At 75.0% G+C, this 252-nt stretch carries 1 protein-coding gene; it reads right to left on the bottom strand.

Going from position 1 to position 252, the window contains the following annotated elements; genetic code table 11:
* On the bottom strand, window positions 1-252 hold a 252-nt coding region (locus ACZ3HG_RS24360; protein ID WP_465335046.1), incomplete at both ends, for an SDR family NAD(P)-dependent oxidoreductase.

Raw genomic sequence — 252 nt, 5'->3', positions numbered from 1 at the left:
AGATCGGCATCCGACAGCTGCTCGAGGGTGCCGACGGCTCCGCGCCCGGCATTGTTGACGAGGATGTCGACGACGCCGAGGTCGGCGACGAGGTCGGCCGCCGCGTCGGCGTCGGTGACGTCGAGCGCGCGGATGTCGAGGGTGACGCCCGCGGCGTCGGCAGCCTCGCGCAGCGCGTCGGCGCGGGAGGTGTCGCGGACCGTGGCGACGACGGAGAGGCCGGCCTGGGCGAGGCCGACGGCGGTGTGCAGA

This window comes from Erwinia sp. PME.40.26/001 (genome assembly GCF_055556675.1).
Note: the sequence above shows the minus strand (reverse complement) of the source record. Positions and strands in the feature narration are given on the sequence as shown.